This window comes from Arthrospira sp. PCC 9901 (genome assembly GCF_059013425.1).
In genome coordinates, this window is the sequence record NZ_CP102296.1 from 3,473,867 (window position 1) to 3,495,681 (window position 21,815).

A 21,815-nucleotide genomic window follows, 5' to 3' on the forward strand; every position below is an offset into this window, starting at 1 on the left:
AAAATAGTCCCTTTCGGCAACATCAAGAAAGTTACCTGGGAAAGTTATCGTTATCTGAACACTTGAACTGGGTGGACTTTGGTAATTTGATTGACTATTTGCGATCGCGGATTCCTCTATAGATAGGTATTGCTTGCTATATGTCTGCTGCTATTACATCCCCATTATCTCCCGAAAACTGGCCGTTTGGTTTAGAAAATCTACCCGAATCAGCTTATTTAGTCGGGGGTGCGGTGCGGGATGCCTTATTGAGTCGCGCCGTGGGTGATTTGGATTTAGATTTTGTGGTGTTGTCGGAAGCAGTCAACACAGCCAAAACCATCGCCTCCCAGTATAAAGCCGGATTTGTGTTATTAGATGCGGAGCGACAAATTGCTAGGGTAGTATTCCCAGGGGTAACAGTAGATTTTGCTCAAGCTGAGGGAGGAAGTTTAGAGGTAGATCTAGGGCGGCGGGATTTTACAATTAATGCGATCGCCTATCATCCCATAACCAAAACTTTTTTCGACCCTTATCAAGGACAACAAGACTTAAAACAGGGACTGATGCGGATGATCAGTCGGGAAAATTTAGCCGATGATCCCCTGCGGTTGCTGCGGGGATATCGACAGGCGGCACAATTAGGGTTTGTGATTGAACCGGAAACCAAACAGACGATCGCCGATTTAGCCAGTTTATTACCACGGGTAGCAGCAGAACGTATCCGCACTGAGTTAGGATACCTACTCAATACCCCCTTGGGAGTGCCGAAATTAATTGAAGCCTGGAAAATCGGTCTGATCTCCCCCTGGTTTAGCAGTTTGGGAGATAGATGCGATCGCCTCAAAAATCTTGATCACGCCGCCGCCGTCGTCTCACAAACCTATCCACCATTAGCCAAACCCTTGAGGGAGTCGGTGCGGGAAACCATTAAAATGTCCCAACTCGCGATCGCCAAATTAGCCACCATGACCAGTGAGGATCGGGACCAAGCCGAAGCCGAGTTAATTACCCTCAAATATAGCCGAGTTGAGATCCGGGGAGTTCTGGCTTTACTGGGAACCTTTCAGCAACTACAACCTACCCCCATAGCCGATCTATCCATACGCCAACAATATTTTCTATTTGCTAATGTGGGGGAATTTTTCCCCGCCTTAGTAGTCCTGTCCATAGCCGCCGGAGCATCACTACAGGAGTTTACTACCCTAATTAACCATTATCTGAATCCCGATGATGCGATCGCTCACCCCCAACCCGTCATTAGCGGGAAACTCTTAATGGCAAAATTGGGACTCTCTCCCAGTCCCTTATTAGGGGATCTACTCCAAGAGATACAAATTGCTAAGGCTGAGGGTCAAATATCCACCCGTGAAGATGCCATAGCGATCGCATCCCAGAAAATGCTCGAATTGAACCTACCCTAACTAGGGGTTGTAGTTGTTATTGTGACTTATAACGCCCTAATTAGGGGTGTGTCCCGGCGGACATTTCACCCCTATTTTATAGTTTTAGGGACGCTGAATGATGGTTTCCACCACACGCCGCCGCTGTTTGGGGTCAATACCTAACAGTCGTACATAGTCGTTTGGGTGTTGACTTAGGCAATTTTCCACAGAAGCGATCACCTCGGGGATACCGCCATCAATGATAGCACAACTTTTCCAGGAACCCGTCTTAAAGCGACGCTGATCAGCGTACTCCAAACCAATTTGATAACCCCCTGACCGGATTTTTTGCACCTGTTCCAAAACATCTAAACTCAGTTTACTGCTGACAGTTTGACCGTCAATAAAAGTAGTTGAACTGCTACTATCTCCCTGCCAATTAGATGGTCCTAAATCATCAAAAGCATGGGGAGGCATGACCGGGTTATAGGGGAGGTGTGGTTGATTAATGGGTTGAGGATTATGGTTAATCTGCTGATTAACCGTGCGGAATTGGTTATATTCTTCCACCAATCGGAGTTTCGGGATTTGCTGCTGTTCTTGTACCATAGCACGCCCAGACTCGACTAGGTGATAAAGACTAAAATCAGGCTTAGGAATTTGGGGGGATTTTTCGACACTATTAACTAGGCGACGCGAGATTTTATCCAAGCCTTGATGATAGATAAACTCGCGGATTTGTTCGTCATAAATACGCGATCGCATAGCACTAAAGAAATCAATCGCCTGTCCGGTAAACTCATCAACCAATTTGATAATCTGACTATCCGAGAGTGAATCATCAGCAAAAATTCCTCGCACAATAGCAATGCGATCGTCCCGGCTAGGTTCCCAATAAAACTTATCCATCCGGCCATCACGAATTAAAGGGGCGTAGAGGGTGGAGAAATCATTTCCCGTTATAATAATCGGAATCCGATGTAATGGGGTTTCATCATAACTTCCGGGTAATTGCACATTCGTAGGATTATCGGCAATATTCATTAGTGTAGCATTAACTAATTGAGTATTGACGGTGTATTGAGTTCCGGAGTCAAACCTGCCAGCCCCGGCATCAAAATCATTAATAAAAATGGCGCACATTTGACCTTTGACTCGCACCTGTTCTGCCGCTTCCCGATACCGTAGCCGTAGCAGTCGGGAGGGATCTCCGGCATCAGGACTTTCTAACTCTCCCCCAGAAATCATCACGGGTTCAATTCCCATTTTCTTAAATATCAGTTCACATTGGAAAGTTTTGCCTTCTCCCTTGCGTCCGTGTATTCCTAAAATTAGGGGAACTTTAATCCGGGGAATATCTAAAAAGTTTTTGGTGATATGGACAGACACCTTATCAAGAAATCTAGGTGAAATATAGTAAGACATAAATCTATTTTTGTCAGAGTTATTAACCAAATCTTAGCGCGTTGGGTGCGTAATAATCTCTCGGGAGAGGGCGGGGTGATTAATCTTCTGGCCCCCAGGGGAGGAACTAGCTCCAGCCCGCCCCTACATTATCGCCCTCTCCGACTACCCCAGCCCTCTCCCTCTCCCAGAGGGAGTAGGAGGTAGGGGGAGCCTTGATTGTCGATTATCCATTGTGATTGTGTCCCCGATGGGGTAGGCTAGATCGAGTGCAACTAACCGAACTAATATTTATAAAGAGCGATCGCACAATTGATGTCAGCCACTAAGTCTAACCAGCCAGGACAAGACTGGCTAAGTTAACATTCCCCCAAAAGGGTGCTGTGGAGAGGACCATCAATTTAAACATTAAACCGTTCTAATCAGGACGGGGTTTCAGACTCAAGGAGTTTCGATGACAACATCTGTATCTGCCCAAACCCGCACCATTCGCATTGCTTCACGCAAAAGCCAACTCGCCCTAGTTCAAACTTACTGGGTTCAGGAAGAACTACAAAAGCGCTTTCCTGATATCAAGTTTGAAGTTCATACCATGTCCACCCAGGGGGATAAAATCCTAGATGTAGCCCTAGCCAAAATTGGGGATAAGGGACTATTCACCAAGGAACTAGAAGTGGGGATGCTTAACCATGATACTGATATGGCGGTGCATTCCCTTAAAGATTTACCAACAAACCTCCCAGAAGGTCTAATGCTGGGCTGTGTGACTGAACGGGAAGACCCCGCAGATGCTTTGGTAGTCCACGAAAACCATCGCGACAAGCAACTAGACACTCTGCTCCCCGGTGCGGTGGTCGGTACGTCTTCCCTGCGTCGTCTGGCACAACTACGCCACAATTTCCCCCATTTGGAATTTAAGGATATTCGCGGGAACCTGAACACGCGCCTGCAAAAATTGGATGAGGGTCAGTATGATGCGATAATTTTAGCAGTGGCTGGACTGAAACGGTTGGGAATGGCCGATCGCATTCACCAAGTCATTCCGGCTGAAATCTCTCTGCACGCGGTGGGACAGGGGGCTCTGGGTATTGAATGCCGAGAGGGAGATACGGAAATTTTAGAGGTGGTTAAAGCCTTAGAACATACCGCCACAGCCCAAAGATGTCACAGTGAACGGGCATTTTTACGGGAATTAGAAGGGGGTTGTCAGGTTCCCATTGGTGTTAATACTATGGTGGAAGGCGATCGCCTAACTTTAACCGGAATGGTGGCTAGTTTGGACGGAAAACGCCTAATTAAGGATACAGTGACCGGACAGGCTAGTGACGCGGAACAGTTGGGGATTCAATTAGCCCACCAACTTAAACAACAGGGTGCTGAGGAAATTTTGGCGGAAATTTTTGCCGAAGTTCAGCGCAGTTAAACTTCACGCATTGGCGAGTAATTATGACAGCATCTGATGAGAATTTTCAAATTGCCCTCAAATTTACCCTGAAATGGGAGGGCGGCGTTGGACACCCGGAAGACCTGGGAGGTGTGGTTAATTATGGCATCACCCAGGCGACCTACGACACCTATTTAAAAAATAAGGGTCAGGGGTCGAAATCGGTTAAGCAAATTACTCAGCCAGAGGTGGAGGAGGTTTATTATACGATGTACTGGCTACCGTCGAAGGCTGATTTAATGGTGTTACCTTTGGCGGTGGTTCAGTTTGATACGGCGGTTAATTTCAGTGTTCGCGGCAGTATTGAGTTTTTACAAGAAACTCTGGGAGGATTGACTGTAGATGGTCGCTTTGGACCGAAAAGCCAAGGGGTTCTCGAACAAAATAATAACCTGGAAACTGCCCAAAGATACTGTCAGGGTCGCATTGACTATCGCTACCAACGGGTTAAGACTAACCCTAGCCAACAGATATTTTTGGAGGGTTGGCTAAGACGCGATCGCGATTTATTGGGCTATGTTACCCAATTGGGCGGCGGTCAGGCTCCGGTTATTGATCCGCCCAAACCACCCAACACACCGAAACCACCCAACACAGAAACCCCGAAAGATTCGGAAATTCTGGATAAACTCCAACAGGCGATCGCCCTTTTGCAAGAGGTAGCACAAAGCCTTAAACAAAAGGATTGACCTGTCTTGTGGGGGGCTGAAACAACGGAGAGGGTGGGATTTGAACCCACGGAACCTTTCGGCTCACTCGATTTCAAGTCGGGACGGTATCAATACCCATTACCCTTATCCGTAAATGATTGTGGCGGTTTCTTGTGTCTGTAGGCTAAAAATTTATAGCCAAATTATAGCCAAATTGTCCTAAAGTTTGGGAATAGAAAGCCCCCGGTTTCGGCCCGCATAGTTTTGGTAAATAACTTGGGGTGAGTTGCCGACCCAAGCCGCAACGTCCTTAGCATCAATCCCGGCATCAAGACAGAGGGTGATAAAAGTGTGTCTCATTTGGTAGGGTTTCCGCTGCTTTATCCCCGATTGTTTGAGGACTGGGTGCCAGTGTTTTTTGCCAAAATCACCGTCTTGGATCGGCTTGCCCGTGATGCTGGGGAAAACTATTTCTGAATGGTTTTGCGATCGCGCCTCTCCGAGAATAGTTTGGACTTGTTCATTGCAGGGAAAATCGCGGCGCGTTTGACTCTTGAGGCCGTCGCAGCGCTTGCGTCCCCCTTCCCCGCGAACAATCACACTACTAAAAGTGATTTGACTTAGATCGGCAGCAACGTCTGACCATCGTAGAGCGATCGCCTCCGATGGGCGACACCCAGTAAAGAAACAGAAACGGACATACAAACTAAAATGGCTGTGAAGTGGATCCGAATCAAAACCCTGGATAATGCGATCGCGTTCGTTAGCCGTAAAAGGGTTAATCTCGTCAGAATCACTTGCTTTTTTTAACCGATCAGCCTTAGCGCTTAAATCTTTAAATGGTGAGGGTTCGCTCACTAGCCTTTTTTCGATCGCCCAATTAAAACAAGCATTAAGTTGCGTCATCAACCGGGATGTGGTGTCAATTGTCAGGTTCTGAATAGCCCAATCAAATACATCCTGACCAATTATCATTGATATGTCCCCATTGCAGAACGGCGACCTTTGTATGTGCCTCAACGCCACCATATAGTTATTACTCCAAGTCCCCGGTCTGACTGTTTTTTTGCGCGTATTAATATATTCATAATACAGGTCTTGAAGGGTTGTAATTTTCACTTCATCCTGATTTGGTGGTGGCTGCTGTTTGTATTTTTTCAGCGTGTAATCAAAGCGCTCATAAACGATATCACTTTCAATGTCTTTTGCCTTGGCTTCGGCCAATTTTCTGTGATCGGGAGTGTCTTGCAACCCCAGGTAAATATATTTCCGTTGTCCTGGAAATAAATGCCGGGGCAGTCCAATTCTGAGTACACCATTACAGTTATGAACATTTACCTTGCCCTTGTGACGTTTAGATGATTGATTTTTCATGATTTGATTATTTTTCTAACTGTATTAGTGGCTTAACCTTGTTTAGGTTTTAAATGCTTGATTTCATACATCCCAGGTTTGTTGCCAGCCATTACTATAACTGTATTTTTTGTATTAACCTGAGTGATTACAGCATAATAAGAGTCAAGTGGATCATCTTCTTTGTTAATCACAACTGTCTTACCTACAGAAAACCAAGCATTTCTTTGGGTTGGGGATATAGCCGAAATATACCCTTTGTCTTCCTGGAGTCGCCAATTTTCTTTTAACCTAGTTATGGTTGATTCAGCCAAAGCTGGGTTATCAAATTTTGCTATAAGCTGATTTTTGCCAATCCGACACTTGTTGTTTTTGTGTAAGTCTTTGAAAATCTGCTTGATAGATTCCTCACATTCCTCTGTAGTGTCACAGTGAAAAGTGTCTGGGATTTCACCGACATCAAACCCACTACTATGGGACTGACTACCGGAATCTGGAGGGTAAGATCCGTTTTGGCTAGGGCGATCGCTATCTGTTTTTGGGTTCAGATCGTTTTTTACAAAATTTGCCTGTCTGCCTGTCCTGCCTGTCCGCTCAGTCTGAAACCCTTGCTCTGTCTGGTTTTCAGGGTGGACACCCTGCCTGTCTCCTGCCTGTCCGCTACCTGTCTGCCTGTCCACTATCTGGACAAGCTGATCTCTTTTGTACCCACTTTTCTTAGACTTGTCACGCCAACATCGTTTGGGAGAAAATCCTAGGCTTGTCATTATTTTCTTGATTTCTCGCTCAATGCGACAAAAATCAATATATTTTGTTGCTTGTTGATCTAAATTGTCAAGATATACTTTTATCTCTTCAGTTGTTACCTCATTTCTATTAGCTACAAATCTTTCTATCAAATCGTGTAGATAGCTGTGTTCTGTGAACTCTTTATTAAGTAAATTAGCTTGTTGCTGTTCCTCACGGGTCAGATAAAAAGAATGGCCTTGTTGATATAGTTCTACTACCTCACCCCAAAGCTGATCGCGTTCATCCTCTACCAAATGTATAGGGATATTTTGAGAGACTGGGATAACCATAAAACGCCGCGCCCCAGTCTCGTCATGGTTAAAATCGGTGCGGTTGGTTGAACCGACTAACACATTCGCGCGCGGGTACGCTGTTGAACGTTGTGCGTAAGGGGGGCGGATATTGTCTGTTTGAGTTGTGATAAATGCCTTGATTTTACCTGATGTACTTCTGTTGATATTGTTTTCTACTTCCGCCCATTCTGTCCAGACAGATTGGTGCATTTTTAGGCGTTCATCTTTATCCTTGAAATCCCCCATGTCGTCACAGAAAAAGTTATCACCCACCATTGTTCTAAACCAGGTTGATTTCCCTATCCCTTGCTGACCGTGTAATATTAACAGCGTGTCAAATTTACGCCCTGGTATTTTAGTCCTAGCCACAGTTCCGACCAACAAACACTCTAAATAACGTTGATGTAATGGATTATCTGTCCCAAAATAACGTTTGGCAGCCCCATAGATACGACTCTTTCTATCCCATTTTTTATGGCAATCCTCAAGATAATCATTAAATGGGTCAAAGCTATGATTTTTGGCTACATCAAGAATGATTTGATTTTTGACTCGTAAACTTCCTTTAATCTCAATCCCACCTTTTTTCGCTAAATCAATTTCGGGAGCGTCAGGATTAATAGGCTCCCCGTCAATTTCAATCGTTTTGAATCGGGTATTGTAGCGAATTCTCTTACCAAAAGCCCCTTGGATTTTTTCTATGTCTTTGAGAATTTGTAAATCATATTTAGCTACCGTGTTTTTAGCATCCTTTTCTGTCCAGTGTGTGGGTGTGTGTATGGGCTGTCTCCGGTAAGACTTAACACAGTTCATCAAATAATCATCCGACAATGTTGGTGTGGGATTACTTTGTTCTGCGGACTTCCATATTGTTTCTCTTTCCCGTGATGATATTGGCGGGTTGCAGCGATCGCAAAAATCATCAAACAAAGTCCGTGAGTTATCCCGACACACTTCCCCTAAGAAGTGTAGCCTGTTGTAGGTTCCGATTAAATTCCTAGCAAGTTTAGCCGCACTCTCGTTCCGGCTTCCTTGTGATGCTCCGGTTTCTAATAGTTGGCGATCGTCTTTGGTTAAGCAGGCTTCTAACGGTACAGGCTCCGATAATCCAACTAACGGGAGTGATTGGGATGTGTCTTTTGACATTTTGTCTATTACCCATAATGGTACTTGGGCAATATCAATTTCGTTGGGAGGATTAAGCCATTTATACTGTCCGGTTTCTGGGTGTACTGATGGGGGTAAAACTGACTGACAACCATCCCAGCGTAACTCTAGTAACTCATCTTTACCGTCAGATGATTTGTGACTTGTTGATAATTTCTTGGTGGCAATTTTTTCCCAGTATTTTTCGGGGATTAGATATAAATATTGGGCGCGCCCTTCCTTGCCACTGGTAAAGCTAACAGTGCTTGGTAATCCCCCCAATGATTCGGCTAATTTATGTGCTTCCCGACCGTCCGCGTCAATGGCTACAATACCACCACTAATCTGCCCCGTTCTCAGACCATAGCCTTGTGCACATCCAGACTTGATCTCGTCAAGCAATACATCCCTGGATATAGCTGATTCTTTCTGCCAACCATTTCTGTAGGGGGCTTTATTCCCGTTAACTGGCGTTAATACCCAATTACTAGGGATATCAGAAATTTCCGCAATTAGCTTGCTAATTGTTTCTTTTTGTGTTATATTATTCATAATTCTGAAAATGATTTTTTAGCGATTGAGCTACAGTGACTTGAGAGCTAATAATCCGTTAGGGTCTGGAAAAAGGGTATTCCAGACTCTAATTATTTTTTTGTGTAGTATAACCGCAATAGCGGACGGTCATCAGTCAGTCACTGATTGACTGAACAGCTACACCCCATAACCGTGTTTTTTTTGATGGCTGCCCTATTTAGTCTCCTGTCCTGTTAACGAATTATTAGGCTTTCTCTCCCAACTGTCATCTTCTCAATAAGAAAGTTAGACCGTCTGTTGATGGTTTTACTTTCTTGTTAAAACCGATCAGATTCCCCCTCCCAATGCCTTAACCTCATACAATCGCGCTTTCACGGCCTGCTACTCTCCCAAAAGGGGTATCAGAAAAGTGGTTTTTAGAGTAGTCGCGAAACGGGTTAGGGGTGATGAAGTATTTTACCCAAAATGGGTAAAGGGTTTAATCGGCTAACCGCCACTATTCCTTTTAAATAGACCATGATACAACCTCCTACTGGGAAAATCAAGCAAGCCATTAGGGAAAATAATCAGACAGTGGCAGTATGAAAGCGTACAAGAAAGCCAATCGGTAAGTCCTGTGTTTATTCAGGCAATTACTTGGGATTCGGTTAGATGAGGTATGCGAACATATACGGAAACCCTATAGGTTTCCGAATATGCAAGCAGTCTAGGCTAGGGCTGCGACTATCCTGGGGATGGCTTTCTGATGGGTGCGGGACATTACGGAAACTGAACTGCAATGAATTCGCTTTCCGCTACCCCGACTCACCTGGGGGGATGAACGTTAAATAAACCCGGCCATCATTGTTGTTTGGCGGACGGCAGGGGTAGATTTTGGAAACATCGGAAAGCACATAGCCATCTAATTCAAATCGTTCGGCAAGTTCATTGGCAGCCTTGGCAACCAGCGTGTTAGCAGTCATGACCCGGACGCGAATCACGCTACTGGGTGGATGTGAATCCTCTGGCTCAACAAACACCCAAGACTGAGCTCTACTATTCCACCAATACCCCATACCACTTAGGTGACTGTAAAGGGATTCATGATCAGAATGGGAAAACTCCGGGGCGATTTCAAGCGCTAAACTATATTTTTTCGTCATCTTAGCCATAACAACTCCTATCAAAACCAATCCCAAAAAGGAAAATAGGGGCGTAACCATTCGTGGGGTTCACACAACCAAACTATATGTTCGTTTGGGTAGAGAAACCTAATCGGTGATAACTGTATGTTGACCACATACCACCGAATACTATAGACATCAATTCTGAGGTAGAAAATATATTTAAACCTCGGATTAGTTGGAATTTTTATCACAATATGATTAGCCATCTTAAAACACTCCACGCCAAAAAGGAAAATAGGGGCGTAACCATTCGTGGGCTTCACACAACCATTTAATATGGTCTGGGTCTTCCTCAAACCGAGGTATTACAATCTCAAGGTTGATTAAGATAGTCCCATCTAGCAATTTGGTTACAGCTAAATAGTTTTTGTAGTGCGATTTAGTCGTCATATTCTGCATCCTGTTTAATTAACTCAAGTACAGCACGGCCCTTGGAATATTTAGCACCGCCTAACCCTATTATGTCTTTGATAATCTTGGATTCTATTACTCCTTTATCCAAGGCATCTAATACGGCTTGGCGGTAGCGTTCGGCAAGTTTAGAAAGTTCGGTAAGTTCAAACTGACTAGCTAACTCAGAACTTTCTAACTTTTCTGGTAACTCGCTTAACTCCCCATATACTGCGGACTCTAGCAGTTCTGGTTGGGCATAAAGGGAGTCATGTCTTTGAAAATTTAGGAACTCGGCAATTGCCTGGTTAGTCTGCTGAGTTAAATAGAGTGAACTGGCGACCGAATGCTTAAAGTCTGCCTCCTCTTGTTTATTTAATGCGGTAATTTTTGGTTTGAGTTTGGCTAATTCATTACTGGTTAAGAGTAATCCGGCACCGCCCCCCATACCATAGCCAATAGATAACCATCTTAGGGTATTTTGATGGGTGAGGAAGGGTGTAAAAAACCAAACTGGTGTAGCAGTAACTGCTATTAAGACTGATATGCCGTTTAACAATCTCCAATTGCTCCGAATGGCTTGATTATTGGCGCTGGGATTAATTACGTCCACTGGATTGCACCCCCAATAATTAGAACGGCAGCCACAGCGATCGCAAAAACTAACCACTGCCACCATTCCTCAGATTTACCTTTGTGATAGTAAGCGATCGCCCCCATTGCACCCAAGATGCTGGCGGCAATTAAGGCAAGCCAGAAAGCCGGGAGGCGGAAACTTTGGTAGCTAACAGCCAACAGTGATACAGTGGAAGCACTAGCACCAAATAACAAAATCAATCCAAGAATTCTGTACAATTGAATCATTCTGCTCACTTTCCTTTAGCATTTTTGCCCCCAATGATGGGGGCATTTTTATGGGATTACAGAGTAGACATCAGGGCGTTAATTTTCTGGTCAGCCAGTTGTGCAGACTTTTCCAGACCCTGCCCTAAACGTGCATATTTAGGTCGCAATCCGTGCAGATATTTGGCAGAATCGTGTTTAGCCGATTGAATCTTGTGTTCATTTCCAGCCTGATGGCGACGGAGTTTCTCATAAGATTCGTTGACCTTGCGGCTATTGTTATCTAGTCGCTTTAAGGCTCGGTATCCTTTGCGGGTACTGACAACGTGCTTATCGGATTCATCAGCCAGGTCGGTGAGGGCATCGGCTTCGGCCGGATCAAGGACACGGGGACGGTCAAGCACGGGAGCGAAACGGAAATGTTCCCAACTACCGGGGTTGTCGGGAGTGATGCCGTTCGGGCTGGTGACAAAAACCGACCCTTGATCAAGGTTGCTATGCTGACCCTCTACGGGTGCGATCGCTCCACCTTTTACATCGTCGCCTCTGAGAAATCCAATCATGGTTTATTGCTCCTAACTAATGGTTAACAGGCTTGGTGATAACGGGCAGCCACCCTCACTCGCGTGGCAATCGCATTTTTTATCAAGTGTTAATTGCCGGATTTTTCCGAGGATTCTTGTTCCTCAATCCACTGGTCTTGGACTGCCAAGAAATCGGCGGCGGCATCAAAACAGAGTGCTGCAATATGGCGGCGCACCGACTCGGATTTAATTGGTATCGTCTCAGGATGGGAAAGCATGAAACAATACAATTTCATGGCTAACTGTTTGATTTGCCCATATTTAGGGTTCATTTCTGTTGCTCTGTGTTGGGGTTGGCAATATCTACAGTGAGGGTAAAGGGGGGGATTCTCAGATCACCAGTCCCTAGCCAGAATCCTAGCCACAGGAGAGCGATCGCCATGGCAGTTAGGGAAGCCTTGAACCCCACCCATCCGGCATCCCTCACCCCAGGGCGAAAAAACTCAACACCAAACCAACAACTACACCAGTGGCAGGGATTGGCTCAAGTAAGCCTTCCAGAAAACCCAAAACGACTGCGGCTCCGGTAACGCAAAGGGGCGCGGCGTTCAATTCAGCAATATCGGCATCGGATACCCCGGCTTGGCGGAATTTTTCAATAATTTCGTCACGGGTATCATCGTCAGCTTCTGGGGTGTACTGAATCAGATGACTAAGCCGAAAGGTTTGGGTTTCCTCATCCCCATCGGCGATCGCGTGACAGTTCCCCCACTTGTCAAAACCAACAATGGTAAAGCGGTTTCCCCGGGGTGTAGTAAATTTAGCGCCTACTTTCATCCATGGGCTCCAACAATCAAAGCGATCGTCTTTATCCTTGAGTTCGGGCAGGATGTCGGGGTCAACCTCATCATCGTGGCGACGGTAGAATATCTGACTACTACCATCAGGATCTCGGATTATGATTTGCTGACCAAAAGTTAAGTTAACTTGATCGGCAATGTGTTTCGCCTCTTTAATGCCAACACCAGAGCTAATAACTTCCTCAATACCATTACAGGCCCCTGTAACCAAAATTACATCTTGTTGGTAGCGGCAATGATTCTCCGATTCTTTCAATGTACATTGATTTTCTGGCTGTTGGGTGGGGTCGGATTCAACCTGATGTAAGGGGTTGACCATAGCCTGGTTTGGCAAAAATTCGGGGATAGGCTCGGCCTCTGGTACGGCTTCGGATTCGGCTTGGGCAATAGCGGCTTCCCAAGTGGATTTTGAACGCAGGTCGCCAAACTGGCGGATATCATCTTTTGACAATCCTAGGGCGATCGCATTAGCTTTAAGTTCTGCTAAAGTCATAGTTACTCCTGTAAAGGGGTTTTCAGACCCACTGGTGGCTTGCTTGGCGGCTGACACCAGTGGGTTATTTTGTGTTTGACCTTTCGGTAAATTAACTGTAACATAAAGGTGAATGCTCTGTAAATACCCCTAGCATATTTTTTTGAGTAAGAGTAGAATTGGAGTAATACCTATATGACTGCCACAGTGCCTAGCAACAAGCCAAAGCTACAGGTTTACCTGGATGAACAGATGTTAGAAGAGGGTAAAAAATTGGCAGAGAAGAGACAAAGATCTCTTTCAAGCCTTATCCGCCGCCTGTTGCAGTTGGAAATTGAGGAAGCCAAGAACAAGGGTGAGATTTGAAAACCCACTCCTTGTCTGTGCGGGCGTTTTTCTAATAGCAGTTTCAATCAATACACAATCACCAACCCCCGATCGCACCAGGTCGGGTATTTTTTTGTCCAACAGAAGTGGACAGGCAGACAGGCAGAGGACAGGCAGAATTTTTCCTGCCTGTCCACCTTGTAACTCCCTTGCTATAGCAGTTACAGCCACAGTGGACAGGCAGGACACCCAAAAATAAAAATTTGTGATTTTTTTTCAATCCATTACTGACTGTATACAAAAATGGCCCGTTTTATGTTTTGGGCCTACTCTTGACGGGTTGATGGGGACAGGATGATTGTTGGCGATTGGTGGGTTTAGGGTTGAGGCGATCGCCTATCAGATTATCAATGTACATTGATACAGTAATCACCTAAGACAAGTGGCTAATATATGGCCAGATTATTGGACAATAGGGCGCAAAGTGCGATCGCCTACTTGACTGCTATCAATGTACAATGATAGCATTATCAATGTACAATGATAGAGGTGTAGGATAATTATGGCAAACTACAATCCTGATACCAGTGGTTTAAAACAACCCAAATGGATCAACACCCCGACCCGCGCGATCCGAGTTCCTGATGTATTTGCAGATGAACTATTGGCGATCGCTCATCGTTTGGATCAGGGTGATGTGATTGAGAAACCAGCAAACAGTAATGGCAACCACCAGGCAGTCGGTGAGCTTCTGTCTGATCAGAGCCGCCAACAGATAATTGATATCCTCCTGGCTGCTACACAAATGAAGGCTGGTAATGGAGGCGCGATCAAATTGGAGATTACCAAGGCTCTGACGCTGTTAGGAGTTGATGTCAAATTGAGGCGAAAAGGCTCCCGTTAATCTTCTCATGTATCAATGTACATTGATATTATGGCAGTTTTGGAGGCGACATGGTACAGGTTGGCTGTGGTTTGTATCTAGCCCCAAAATTTAACCACTGTACAATAGCAATCCGTTTGGCTAACGCATATATAAGGAACGGATTATATTTTGTGGATGGGGGCGGGGGGGTGATTTTTTGAAAAATTGTTTTGGCTATAATCGCCTAAATTTATAGCCAAATTATAGCCAAATTATAGCCAAAAGTATTTGTTTAGGGGCTGAAACAACGGAGAGGGTGGGATTTGAACCCACGGAACCTTTCGGCTCACTCGATTTCAAGTCGAGCGCGATCGACCACTCTGCCACCTCTCCAAGGGGATGTGAGCATTGACTATCATAACATAAAGCTGCTGAGATTAGCCATCAGTTTGTCTTGGTATGCGAATAAATGATATAAGAGATAATTATCATATCTTGATGAAATCAGAACCTTGGCTGAATATCTGGACATCCTAGACCAAACGGCGCGATCGCTAAAATCTCGGGGCGATCGCCTTTCTCCTGACCAGGTGGTTAATGCTTTATTGGCCGCGGAAAAGGCGGGTCGCCAAAATCGGAAACCGCACCCCTTCGAGAGTTTGTGTGGGTGTTGGCAATTATATTTCATTACCGGAACCAAAAAAACTCGCGCTAAAGCAGGGGTGATTATGGGGCCGGGTCGTTATCTGCCGGGCTTAGTTAGTGTATTATTAAACTATTCCCCAGTTTCGGGGGTGGAAAGCGGCGATCGCCAAACCTTTGAAGCTGGTAGAATCGAAAACAAAATCCAAGTCGGACTAATGACATTAACTGTTAGCGGTCCGGCTAAGTTTTTGGACAAAAATGATATTCTGGCTTTTGATTTTACCCGTCTAGCCGTGGAAGCCGTGGGGATAAAACTTTATGATAACTATATTCGTGGGGGGAAAACTAGCGAGGAAAGTTTTTATCAACGCCTAGTTAAAGACCAGGCTTTTTTTGCCTATTTCCTAATTCAAGAAAACTTCATCGCCGCCAGAGGTCGAGGGGGAGGGTTGGCGCTATGGGTAAAAGTCTGACGTAGCTGGTCAATATGTGGCTAACTTCGGTATAATTTCAGATTGTTGTGGCTTTTTTTTGATGATGCGCCGATTGATACTTTTTCTAACCGTGGTATTTTGCTGGCTATGGCTAGGGGTAGTATCGCCATATAATTTAGCCTGGGCTGCTACTGACACCGTGGGGGAAACGGTAGCGGAAATCTCTACTTTATCATTGGATGAACTACTAGAGAGGGCTTTTGCGACTAGCCAAGCGGGACGGTTTGCGGAAGCTGAGAATTACTGGACTGAAATTATTAATCGTTACCCGGATAACCCGGCTATGTGGAGTAACCGAGGTAATATCCGAGTTAGCCAAAACCGCCTCACGGAAGCCATAGGGGACTATAACCGGGCTATTGAATTAGCGCCGACGGCTGCGGACCCTTACCTTAACCGGGGAGTGGCTTATGAGGGTTTGGGGCGTTGGTCTGATGCGATCGCTGATTATAATCGGACTTTAGAGTTAAGTCCCTCTGATGCGATCGCCTATAATAATCGAGGTAATGCGGAAGCCGGACAAGAAAACTGGGAAGCGGCGATCGCCGACTATTTCCAGGCGGCGGAATTAGACCCTAACTATGCTTTTGCTAGGGCTAACTACGCCCTGGCTTTGTATCAGACTGGTGAGACTAAAGAAGCTATCCGCAACATCAAAAATCTGATTCGGAAATACCCCAATTTTGCCGATATGCGGGCAGCTTTAACCGCCTGTTTGTGGGATAGTGGTAAAATAGGGGAAGCCGAAAGTAATTGGGTAGCAGCCATTGGATTAGACCCCCGTTATCGAGATATTGATTGGGTAGCTAATATCCGTCGTTGGCCTCCCGCTTTGGTGGCAGCCTTAGACAGATTTTTGAATCTCAAATAGGCGGAAATTGCCGAGGATCACGAACCTAACATCTGTAACTGATACAGACTGGCGTAGAGTCCGCCCTGGTTTAATAATTGGTCATGGGAACCGGACTCTATCAGTCTTCCTCGCTGTAAAACTAAAATGCGATCGACATTTTTAATCGTTGATAAACGGTGGGCAATAATAATGGCAGTTTTGCCGACTAACATCCGATCAAGGGCATCCTGAATTAGGGATTCTGTCATCACATCTAGGTTAGCAGTCGCTTCATCTAAAACTAAGATTTGCGGGTTTCTAATGGCTACCCTAGCAAAAGCTAAAAGCTGTTTTTGACCACTGGAAAGATTAGTGCCTCTTTCCCTAAGTTCGGTATCATAACCTTCGGGTAAAGCCTCAATAAACTGAGATACATTCGTCTTTTCCGCCGCCTGTCGAATGGCATCGATTGTATAGGTTTCCCCCAGGGTAATATTACTTTTAACATCTCCGGCGAATAGAAACCCATCTTGTAAGATTACCCCCACATGGCGACGTAATTCGGCTTGAGGTAAATCACGGATATCAATGCCATCGATTAAAATGCGACCGCGACTAGGTTCGTATAAACGACATAATAGCCGAATAATAGAACTTTTGCCAGCACCAGTAGGTCCGACTAGGGCGACTTTTTCCCCAGGATGAATAGTGAAATTAAGGTTTTGGATTACATATTCATCATTTTTATAGGCAAAATAGACGTTTTCAAATTTGATTTCGCCGATCGCCTCATATTTATTAGTTGGTAAAACACTGGCTTTTCCGATTTCGGGGTCGCGGATTTCTATGGGTTGGTTCAGAATGTCATTAATCCTTTCCACAGCAGTTAAACCGGCTTGAATAGCGGTAAATTTATCGGCAAATTGTCGGAGGGGGTCAAATAGACGTTGGGCGAATAGTATAAAGGTGGAAAGTATGCCAAAGCTGAGGGTTTGATTTAATACTTGTTTGCCTCCAAACCAGAGGACGGCGGCGATCGCTATTAGGGCAATCCATTCTAAGGTTGCCGAGACAGCGGAATCATAAAAAATGGTTTTATCAACTGCTTTAATATAACGCTTATTGGTGATGTGAAATAACTCGGCATTGTAACGTTCCCGGCGAAATAGTTGCACGACTCCAATACCAATCAAATTCTCTTGTAGTTGTGCGTTGAGGTCGGAGAGTTCCTCCCGTGCTTTATAATTAGCGGTGCGATATTGTTGTTGAAAATAGATAATTATTGCCGTGACGGGGAACATAGATAAAACCAACATTAAAGCCAACTGCCACTGAAGGCTAAACATGGCGATCGCAATTACTACAATCGAGAATAAATCGCTAATAATGCCAATAGCACCAGTAGAGAATACATCCCCCAAAGCATCGACATCACTGGTGAGACGAGTAATGAGTTTTCCCACAGGAGTGCGGTCAAAAAATCTGACAGCTAAAGAGGTAACATGGTCAAATAAATCGTTACGAATATCTGCGGTCATTTTTTGTCCAACGGTTTGGACGACATATCCTTCGATAGCCTGAAGGGTAAATCTGAGGGAAATTGTCAATAATAACAGGAAAGCTAAGAGATTTAAGCCTGCTGATAGGGATAATCCCTCTAAAAATTTATAGGTGGGTTCTTGGCGAATTAGTGAAATAGTTTGTCCAATCAAAATAGGTTGGATCGCACTAGAAATAGAGAGAGGAATGAGTAAAATAATAGCGATCGCCAACAGTTTTCTATGTCGTTTGGCATAGTCTCGCAATCGCAAAAATAGCCGCCAGTCCGTTTCTAGGCTTCTTTGTTGTTGAGATGAAAGCATTGTTAATGATAATGGTGGGTCAGCAGAAACTAAGTTAACAAGTGTAAATAATGATTATACCCAAAAATCAGATATATGCACAATGAAGGGCTGAGATTTTAGGGACACAAAAGGCGATCGCTATCTTCTACCTCCACATTAGTCCGCAGATAATCCCCAACCCAATTGCAGGCATATTCCATAGGATCGAGATTTTTAATTCCCTCTAAATCCCATATAATCACCGTCCGGTCATCCCCACCAGATACCAAAAAATTACCATCAGCCGTAAATGCTAGGCTGAGTACCATAGCTTCATGTCCGGGTAAAGTTTGGAGTAACTCCCCTTCAAGATTCCACAATTTTACCTGATTGTTAACACCAGCAGTGGCGATATTTTTACCGTCTGGACTAAAGGCAACCCTGGTTAATCCACCGCTGTTCGCTCTAATTTTTCTGACCAAACTACCATCTAATCTCCACAGTTTTAAAGTATCATCACGACTAGCAGAAGCAATCAAATTTCCTTCAGGATTAATGTCAACTCCCCAAATAACTCCATCTTGATTTAGGGTGTTCACAAGCCCACCCTCTGTAGTCCATAATTTGACAGTCTTATCTTCACTAGCAGAGATAAGAGTTTGACCATCTGGACTAAAGGTTAGTTGCCAAATCCTTTCACTATGAGCCGGAAAACTATTGATCAGTTCCCCTCCAATAGTCCATAATTTAATGGTTTTATCATCCCCAGCGGAAGCAATCATTTGACCATCAGGACTAATAGCAATAGCATAAACAAATGTTTCATGTCCCGTCAATATGGTGAGTAGTTCGGGTGCAGATGTTTTGATATTTCTAATATCCCAAAGTTGCACTTCATTATTAGCACCAAGTGCTAAGATATCTGCATCGGTAGTAAAAGCCACAGCGCGATTTGACTTTCCTGAGTGACTAATTATGCTTAAAATCTGACCATTTGTTTGTCTTAAATAGGTGTGATCACCAGACCCATAAGCAATCAATTGATTATCGGCACTGGTGGCTATATTCCACAGGATATCATCGTGATTATACAGGGGTTGTAATAAATATGCGTTACGTCGCCATAGTTTGACGGTTCCATCATCACTAGCGGAAGCAGCCATCAAACCATTAGCGCTTAATGCCACACCTCTAACCACGGCATTATGTCGTTGTAAGGTTTTCATAAAAGTGCCGTCTGTTTTCCAAATGGTTACTGTATTATTTGTACCACTGGTGGCAATGAATTCACCATTAGCACTACAATCAACCCCAAGAATTACATCTTTTTCCTGCATAGTTCTCACCAAGGTGCCATCTATTGTCCAGATTTTAGCTGTTTTATCTGTGCTGACAGAGACCAGTAAATTGGTATCATAACAAAAGGCTACATCCCAAATTGCTGCTTGATGTGCTTCTATGGTGTTTAATAATCTGCCATCGATACTCCATAATTTGATTAAACCATCAACGCTGACAGAAGCTACTATTTGACTGGTTTGATCAAAAGCCACATTCCAAACAATGGTTGTATGTCCTGTCAAAGTTGTTAATAATGTGCCGTCTAGTAGCCATAATTTAACAGTGCGATCGCCACTAGCAGAAGCGATAATTTGACCATTAGGACTAAAGTTGATTCCCCAAACTGCCGCATCATGAGCTTGTATATTTTGCCATAATTCACCATCTACATTCCACAGTTTTACCTGACCATCTAAACTAGCAGAAACCACCAAATTACCGTCAGGGCTGAAAGCCACACGATGGACTGTTCCCGAATGTTGTAGGGTATTAATTAAGGTTCCATCTTGCCGCCAAATTTTCACAGTTTTATCATTACTAGCCGTAGCAATTAACTGACCATCACTGCTAATATCTACACTCAAAACCGAGCCTTTATGACCAATTAAACGATTAAATTCATTGCTATTATAAATGGCATTATTTAAAGCAAATGTAACTTGGGATTCAGTGTAGCTATCAACTTTGCCTAAACCCTCTAAACGACGTTTAGCCTTAATAGCATCCACCATAGCATCTAACTGGTTATGGGAGGCTAATAAACCATGAGAAGAAGATGCTAAGGCTCTAATTTCACTAATCCGTACTTGCTGATTTTGTCGCCATACCAAGACACCTAACCCAGAGGAAATGGTCAAAGCTACCGTGGCTATCAGTAACAGTAGCCGCTGCAATTTTGCGACTTTTTTTTCTTGAGCGAGTCGGTTATTGATTTCTTGGACTCTAGCAGCTTCTAAACGGGTTTTGATTTGCTGTTCTTCTAGTTCTTGACTGGCGGCTAAAAATTGATAATCTAAGTCACTTAAACTCCGGGAATGAGCCCAATTTTTAGCATCTATTAACGCTTGTCCGGTTAGTAATCGAGACACATCATTTTTGTCAGATTTAACCCAAGAATCTAAAAGCTGAGAATAGGGGCGAATATTTGCTAACTCTTGAGCAGCCCAAGTGGAATCAAATATAGTTTGATAAATGAGGTTTCTTATCTGTAAATTTCCTTCATTTTTAATAACTAATCCCGACAGAATTAACTCTGATTGTTCGCGGGTATTATCAACTTCTACCGGGCTTTTTTCTAGCAATTTTTGATAAATTCCTAGCATTTTAGGGATGATATCTACCCTGTACTTGATTCGGTTTAAGATAGTCATTAAATGCTCTGGCTGGTCTTGTTCTTGCCATTTATAGATGATTTTACTCCCAATTATTTCATCGATAAACTGGCTTTCTTCTCCCGGCTTAATGAACACAGGTGCATTATTGACTATCAAATTAATTTGATTAATTAAATCACAAACTTTTTGCGTTAAAAAAGGCTGCCCATTAGTCCAAAATAAAATGCGTTCAATAACTGCTATTTTGTCGCCACCTGTGATATTTAATCCTTGGGCTAATATCTGTGCTTCTGAGAGGGTAAAACCTGTTAAATCTATGGCTTTACCAACATTAAAAGGTGTCCGAGTCCGGTCTTGAATCAAATCGGAGGGTGTAGCTACTCCAAAAATGGCAAAAGTGAGGCGATTATATTCAGGATTAATGGCCCTTTGATTATACAAAAAACGGATCAACGCCCAAAAATCATCAGAGGGGAAATCCAGGCTTAACATACTATCAATCTCGTCTATAAAAATGACCAGATTTTTGTGGGGTATTTCTGGCAATAAGATATCATCAATAAAATAGCCTAATTTCTGTACTGGGGAAAGGTTATCTTGATTTTGCCACCAGGCTTTAAAAAATTGGAATTTTTCCCATAACTTAAATCCTCTGAGTAATTCAACAATAATACCTTTATACCACTGTGCAGAAGTAATCTGGTCTTGACCTACTAGGGTTAAGTCAATACTAGAACATCGAAATCCGTCTAGTTCTAAGCGGTATCTTGTCTGAGCCAATAAGGAGGATTTCCCCATTTGACGAGAGTTAAGAACATAACAAAACTTTCCAGCTTTCAAATGTTGATAAAGTTCTCGGTCGGCTTTTCTTTCTACATAACTCTCAGCATTACGCTCTAAGCTACCACCAACTTGATACATA

20 protein-coding genes and 2 tRNA genes are annotated in these 21,815 nt (G+C 43.9%); 7 read left to right on the top strand and 15 right to left on the bottom strand.

From position 1 onward, the window contains the following. The first annotated feature begins 140 nt into the window (after window positions 1-140). The gene (locus NLZ44_RS15150) at window positions 141-1,403 is read left to right on the top strand and encodes a tRNA nucleotidyltransferase/poly(A) polymerase-related protein (protein ID WP_493750335.1); all 1,263 of its coding nucleotides are present in this window, start codon (window positions 141-143) and stop codon (window positions 1,401-1,403) included. Window positions 1,404-1,487: 84 nt separating this feature from the next. On the opposite strand, the gene NLZ44_RS15155 is transcribed toward NLZ44_RS15150, so the two are convergent. Continuing rightward, entirely contained in the window at window positions 1,488-2,789 is a 1,302-nt protein-coding gene (locus NLZ44_RS15155) for a RuBisCO small subunit-like domain-containing protein (RefSeq protein ID WP_493750336.1), read from the bottom strand. A 433-nt stretch (window positions 2,790-3,222) separates the two neighbouring features. Here NLZ44_RS15155 and hemC point away from each other — a divergent pair, with 433 nt between their 5' ends. Further along, window positions 3,223-4,191, top strand: a complete 969-nt coding sequence (gene hemC / locus NLZ44_RS15160; RefSeq protein ID WP_111894825.1) for a hydroxymethylbilane synthase — start codon at window positions 3,223-3,225, stop codon at window positions 4,189-4,191. Window positions 4,192-4,214: 23 nt separating this feature from the next. Then, window positions 4,215-4,901 (top strand): glycoside hydrolase family 108 protein, encoded by a 687-nt coding sequence (locus tag NLZ44_RS15165; RefSeq protein ID WP_111894823.1) that lies wholly within the window; start codon window positions 4,215-4,217, stop codon window positions 4,899-4,901. 25 nt (window positions 4,902-4,926) lie between these two features. Here the strand turns inward: NLZ44_RS15165 and NLZ44_RS15170 are convergent. The 11 genes from NLZ44_RS15170 to NLZ44_RS15220 all read right to left on the bottom strand — a co-directional run bounded on the left by NLZ44_RS15170 (window position 4,927) and on the right by NLZ44_RS15220 (window position 13,310). Beyond that, window positions 4,927-5,012, bottom strand: a tRNA-Ser gene (locus NLZ44_RS15170). A gap of 69 nt (window positions 5,013-5,081) precedes the next feature. Further along, window positions 5,082-6,236: a tyrosine-type recombinase/integrase gene (locus NLZ44_RS15175; RefSeq protein WP_493750337.1), complete on the bottom strand. Its 1,155-nt coding sequence runs from the start codon at window positions 6,234-6,236 to the stop codon at window positions 5,082-5,084. Between the two features lie 32 nt (window positions 6,237-6,268). Next, a complete protein-coding gene (locus NLZ44_RS15180) occupies window positions 6,269-8,995 on the bottom strand; it encodes a VapE domain-containing protein (RefSeq protein ID WP_493750338.1) in 2,727 nt (908 codons plus the stop codon). 776 nt (window positions 8,996-9,771) lie between these two features. Then, window positions 9,772-10,119 (bottom strand): hypothetical protein, encoded by a 348-nt coding sequence (locus tag NLZ44_RS15185; protein ID WP_493750339.1) that lies wholly within the window; start codon window positions 10,117-10,119, stop codon window positions 9,772-9,774. 231 nt (window positions 10,120-10,350) lie between these two features. Further along, window positions 10,351-10,533, bottom strand: coding sequence for a hypothetical protein (locus NLZ44_RS15190; RefSeq protein WP_493750340.1), 183 nt, complete (start codon window positions 10,531-10,533; stop codon window positions 10,351-10,353). Continuing rightward, window positions 10,523-11,146: a hypothetical protein gene (locus NLZ44_RS15195; RefSeq protein WP_273248344.1), complete on the bottom strand. Its 624-nt coding sequence runs from the start codon at window positions 11,144-11,146 to the stop codon at window positions 10,523-10,525. The genes NLZ44_RS15190 and NLZ44_RS15195 overlap by 11 nt, the downstream gene beginning before the upstream one ends. Further along, complete coding sequence (locus NLZ44_RS15200; RefSeq protein WP_006669821.1) at window positions 11,137-11,397, bottom strand: hypothetical protein; 261 nt, start codon at window positions 11,395-11,397, stop codon at window positions 11,137-11,139. Before NLZ44_RS15200 ends, NLZ44_RS15195 begins: the two co-directional genes overlap by 10 nt. A 56-nt stretch (window positions 11,398-11,453) precedes the next feature. Then, the gene (locus NLZ44_RS15205) at window positions 11,454-11,939 is read right to left on the bottom strand and encodes a hypothetical protein (RefSeq protein WP_048895224.1); all 486 of its coding nucleotides are present in this window, start codon (window positions 11,937-11,939) and stop codon (window positions 11,454-11,456) included. Between the two features lie 89 nt (window positions 11,940-12,028). After that, window positions 12,029-12,232, bottom strand: coding sequence for a hypothetical protein (locus NLZ44_RS15210; protein WP_493750341.1), 204 nt, complete (start codon window positions 12,230-12,232; stop codon window positions 12,029-12,031). Further along, window positions 12,229-12,387: a hypothetical protein gene (locus NLZ44_RS15215; protein WP_006623840.1), complete on the bottom strand. Its 159-nt coding sequence runs from the start codon at window positions 12,385-12,387 to the stop codon at window positions 12,229-12,231. Before NLZ44_RS15215 ends, NLZ44_RS15210 begins: the two co-directional genes overlap by 4 nt. Then, the gene (locus NLZ44_RS15220) at window positions 12,384-13,310 is read right to left on the bottom strand and encodes a hypothetical protein (RefSeq protein WP_493750342.1); all 927 of its coding nucleotides are present in this window, start codon (window positions 13,308-13,310) and stop codon (window positions 12,384-12,386) included. Before NLZ44_RS15220 ends, NLZ44_RS15215 begins: the two co-directional genes overlap by 4 nt. Window positions 13,311-13,427: 117 nt before the next feature. Here NLZ44_RS15220 and NLZ44_RS15225 point away from each other — a divergent pair, with 117 nt between their 5' ends. Together NLZ44_RS15225 and NLZ44_RS15230 are read left to right on the top strand one after the other, a co-directional pair. Further along, entirely contained in the window at window positions 13,428-13,598 is a 171-nt protein-coding gene (locus NLZ44_RS15225; RefSeq protein WP_006623838.1) for a ribbon-helix-helix domain-containing protein, read from the top strand. Between the two features lie 523 nt (window positions 13,599-14,121). Then, a complete protein-coding gene (locus tag NLZ44_RS15230; protein WP_493750343.1) occupies window positions 14,122-14,463 on the top strand; it encodes a hypothetical protein in 342 nt (113 codons plus the stop codon). 269 nt (window positions 14,464-14,732) lie between these two features. Here NLZ44_RS15230 and NLZ44_RS15235 read toward each other — a convergent pair. Continuing rightward, window positions 14,733-14,817, bottom strand: a tRNA-Ser gene (locus tag NLZ44_RS15235). 119 nt (window positions 14,818-14,936) lie between these two features. Between NLZ44_RS15235 and NLZ44_RS15240 the strand changes: the two genes are divergently transcribed. Both NLZ44_RS15240 and NLZ44_RS15245 read left to right on the top strand, forming a co-directional pair. Further along, window positions 14,937-15,542, top strand: coding sequence for a hypothetical protein (locus tag NLZ44_RS15240; protein WP_006623836.1), 606 nt, complete (start codon window positions 14,937-14,939; stop codon window positions 15,540-15,542). Between the two features lie 61 nt (window positions 15,543-15,603). Continuing rightward, the gene (locus tag NLZ44_RS15245; protein ID WP_006669825.1) at window positions 15,604-16,434 is read left to right on the top strand and encodes a tetratricopeptide repeat protein; all 831 of its coding nucleotides are present in this window, start codon (window positions 15,604-15,606) and stop codon (window positions 16,432-16,434) included. A gap of 17 nt (window positions 16,435-16,451) precedes the next feature. Here NLZ44_RS15245 and NLZ44_RS15250 read toward each other — a convergent pair whose 3' ends face one another. Further along, a complete protein-coding gene (locus NLZ44_RS15250; RefSeq protein WP_493750344.1) occupies window positions 16,452-18,257 on the bottom strand; it encodes an ABC transporter ATP-binding protein in 1,806 nt (601 codons plus the stop codon). Between the two features lie 98 nt (window positions 18,258-18,355). Then, window positions 18,356-21,814, bottom strand: coding sequence for an AAA-like domain-containing protein (locus NLZ44_RS15255; RefSeq protein WP_493750345.1), 3,459 nt, complete (start codon window positions 21,812-21,814; stop codon window positions 18,356-18,358). Window position 21,815 lies beyond the last annotated feature (1 nt).